The organism is Mesorhizobium sp. M5C.F.Ca.IN.020.32.2.1, from assembly GCF_004023105.1.
Classification (GTDB): Bacteria; Pseudomonadota; Alphaproteobacteria; order Rhizobiales; family Rhizobiaceae; genus Mesorhizobium; species Mesorhizobium wenxiniae.
In genome coordinates this window covers 1-3080 of record NZ_RZSX01000763.1, presented here as the reverse complement: position 1 = coordinate 3080, position 3080 = coordinate 1, and the positions used below count along the sequence as shown (strand labels likewise).

3 protein-coding genes are annotated in these 3080 nt (G+C 60.7%); 1 reads left to right on the top strand and 2 read right to left on the bottom strand.

Annotation, left to right across the window (positions count from 1 at the left end):
• Positions 1-280, top strand: a 280-nt coding sequence (locus tag EOA86_RS39645; protein ID WP_206630157.1) for a hypothetical protein, incomplete at its 5' end; no start/stop codon positions are given.
• A gap of 65 nt (positions 281-345) precedes the next feature.
• On the opposite strand, the gene EOA86_RS28435 is transcribed toward EOA86_RS39645, so the two are convergent.
• Both EOA86_RS28435 and EOA86_RS28430 read right to left on the bottom strand, forming a co-directional pair.
• Positions 346-1212 carry a class I SAM-dependent methyltransferase gene (locus EOA86_RS28435; RefSeq protein ID WP_065008009.1) on the bottom strand — a complete coding sequence of 289 codons (867 nt, stop codon included), beginning with the start codon at positions 1210-1212 and terminating at the stop codon, positions 346-348.
• 242 nt (positions 1213-1454) lie between these two features.
• Positions 1455-3080: vitamin B12 dependent-methionine synthase activation domain-containing protein (locus EOA86_RS28430; protein WP_206630156.1), on the bottom strand; the 1626-nt coding region annotated here is incomplete at its 5' end.

Here is a 3080-nt window from a genome sequence, read left to right as displayed (position 1 = left end):
GATATTTGCCGACGAAAAAACAGCCTTCTTAATACCGCCGAGCCTAGCGCGGAAAAGAGCCAATAGGCGATTCCTCAGCTGCTATTCAGGTTCTCGGGCAACCCGACCAAGGAATATTAGCTATCAATATTTAATTTTGACCTTCACGGGCTCTAAAATTTTTGCACTTTCCCACCGCCTGGTGCCGCCGGAGTGGTTGGAACAGACCTGCGGCTCGCTTGACACCTTGGAATTGCTTGCAGTCGCTGAAGGTGCATGGGTTGCCCTCGCGGAGGGATAACCGTGCTCACTTTTCCGGCATCAGATCGACGAGATGACAATGCAAAATCTGGAATAAGAGCAGGATTAGTGGCCCTCAATCGTCTTGGGGGTAACAAGATATGGGATCTTGCCGACGCTACGCTTCGTCGCGCCAATGGAATAGGCCATCGGGATCTTGGGAGAGTTCTCTGGCAAGCCGTACATATCCTTGCCGGCCCTCACGGCAAATGAAAAGTGCTGCCACGAAACCGTGTCATGCTCATTGAGAAAATCAAGCGTCAGCCCAGCTGAAATCAGCGCGTTCACCACGTCACTGACCGGATGAATCCACTCGTAGTAGCGAGGATGCTTCAAGATGCGGTCGTCGCCGGTATAGGTGAGTTCCTCGTTCCATGCGAGGGGTCGAGCTATTGGCGTTCGCCAGTCATGCTTGAACTCCAGCGCCGCAGCCTTGCGGTCACACTGGAACATCAACGGGTGGCCCTCGGCCAGATAGAGCCGGCCGCCGGGGCGCAGGAGATCGGCAACCACTCGCGCCCAGCGGAACACGTCGTCCAGCCAGTTTACCGATCCCCAGGTAACGTAAGCGATGTCAAAGGTTCGGCCGAGCGCCTCGACTGCCTCGAACAGTGGCGCCTCCACGAAGCGCACATTAGTCCCTGCCTTTGCAGCGAAATCCCGCGCCGCTGCGATCGCTGTCGGTGAAAAGTCGAGGCCGGTCACGCTGCCCGCGCCGAGATTCTTCAAGCTGATTGTGTCGAGCCCGATATGACATTGCAGATGGACGATATCTTTGCCGACAATGTCACCGACCTCGCGCGTTTCCAACTCATAGAGATTGGATCCGCCTGCCAGCACATTTTCTATGTGGTAGCTGCCCGTTGTGTCGGTCGAATGCAGTTCGGCCCGATCATCCCAATTAAGGCGGTTCGCACCCAGAAACGGTTCCAAATTGCCCCCCCAGTCCCTGCCGAGACTAATATTTGGTAAACAGAACGTTAATATACTTTGCAGCTAAAGGATCGCGCGTCAATCCGAGGCGGGCCGGTGCACCACCGCTGCAGGCCAGGCTCATCACCCTGGCCAAGGTGGAGGTGCCCATCACGTGTCGGTGCAGAACGAGCGCGCAATCAGGACAAGGCTGCTGTCATGGAGGTGCCGGCTTCTCGCCCTATCAGCCTCGCGGCGCGATTTCACGCGGCGGCGTCCAGCCCCTGCGCCGGCACATAGTTCAGGATCGGGCCGAGCCAGCGCTCGACCTCGCCGAGCGGCATGCGCTTGCGGCGCGCATAATCCTCGACCTGGTCGCGTTCGACCTTGGCCACGCCGAAATAATAGCTTTCGGGATGCGACAGGTAGATGCCGGACACTGAGGAGCCCGGCCACATCGCAAAACTTTCGGTCAGGCTGACGCCGGCATTGCGCTCGCCGTCAAGCAGGCGAAACAGCGTCGCTTTCTCGGTGTGATCGGGCTGCGCCGGATAGCCGGGCGCTGGGCGGATGCCGCGATAGGGTTCGCCGATCAGCTCGTCCGGCGCCAGATCCTCATCCGGGGCATAGGCCCAAAATTCCTTGCGCACGCGTTCGTGCAGGCGCTCGGCGAAGGCTTCGGCGCAACGGTCGGCCAGCGCCTTGACCATGATCGACGAGTAGTCGTCGTTCGCCCGCTCGAAGCGCTCGGCGATTGCCGCTTCCTCGATGCCGGCGGTGACGATGAAGCCGCCGAGATAGTCGGCCTTGCCGCTGTCAAAAGGCGCGACGAAATCCGAGAGTGCGACATTCGCCTTGCCGTCGCGCTTGGTCAGCTGCTGGCGCAGCGTGAAGAAGGTCGCCAGTTCCTGCGATCGCGCGTCGTCGGTGAACAGCCTGATGTCGTCGCCGACAGCGTTGGCCGGCCAGAAGCCGATGACGCCCTTCGGCGCGAACCATTTTTCCGCGATGATCTTCGCCAGCATCGCCTGGGCGTCCTCGAAGAGCTGGCGTGCCGCCGGCCCTTGAGCCTCGTCGTCGAGGATTTTCGGGTAACGGCCCTTCAGCTCCCAGGTCTGGAAGAACGGCGTCCAGTCGATATAGCGCGCGAGATCGGCCAGATCCCAGCCTTCGAAGACTTTCACGCCGAGGAAGGACGGCTTCGGCGGCGCGTAGGCCGACCAGTCGATCCTGTGGGCGTTGGCACGCGCCTTGACGAGCGGCAAGCGCTGCTTGTCGGCTTCGCTGCGCGCGTGCGCATCGGCAACCTTCTTGTATTCGGCACGAACGTTGTCGACATAGCCGCCCTTGGTCTCGTTCGACAGCAGTGCCGATACCACGCCGACCGCGCGGCTGGCATCGGTGACGTAGACCGTCTGGCCCCTGATATAGCGCGGATGAATCTTTACCGCCGTATGCACGCGGCTGGTCGTCGCGCCGCCGATCAACAGCGGAATGTCAAAACCTTCGCGCTCCATCTCGGCGGCCATATGCGCCATCTCGTCGAGCGAAGGCGTGATCAGGCCGGATAGGCCGATGATGTCGACCTGCTGCTCGCGCGCCGTCTGCAGGATCTTCGCCGCCGGCACCATGACGCCGAGGTCGATGATCTCGTAATTGTTGCAGGCCAGAACCACACCGACGATGTTCTTGCCGATATCGTGGACATCGCCCTTCACCGTCGCCATCAGGATCTTTCCGGCGGTCTGGCGCTCGCCGGCGTCGACGCCATTGGCGGCGTTCGCCAGCTTCTCCGCCTCCATGTGCGGAAGCAAGCCGGCAACGGCCTGCTTCATGACGCGGGCGGACTTCACCACTTGCGGCAGGAACATCTTGCCGGCACCAAACAG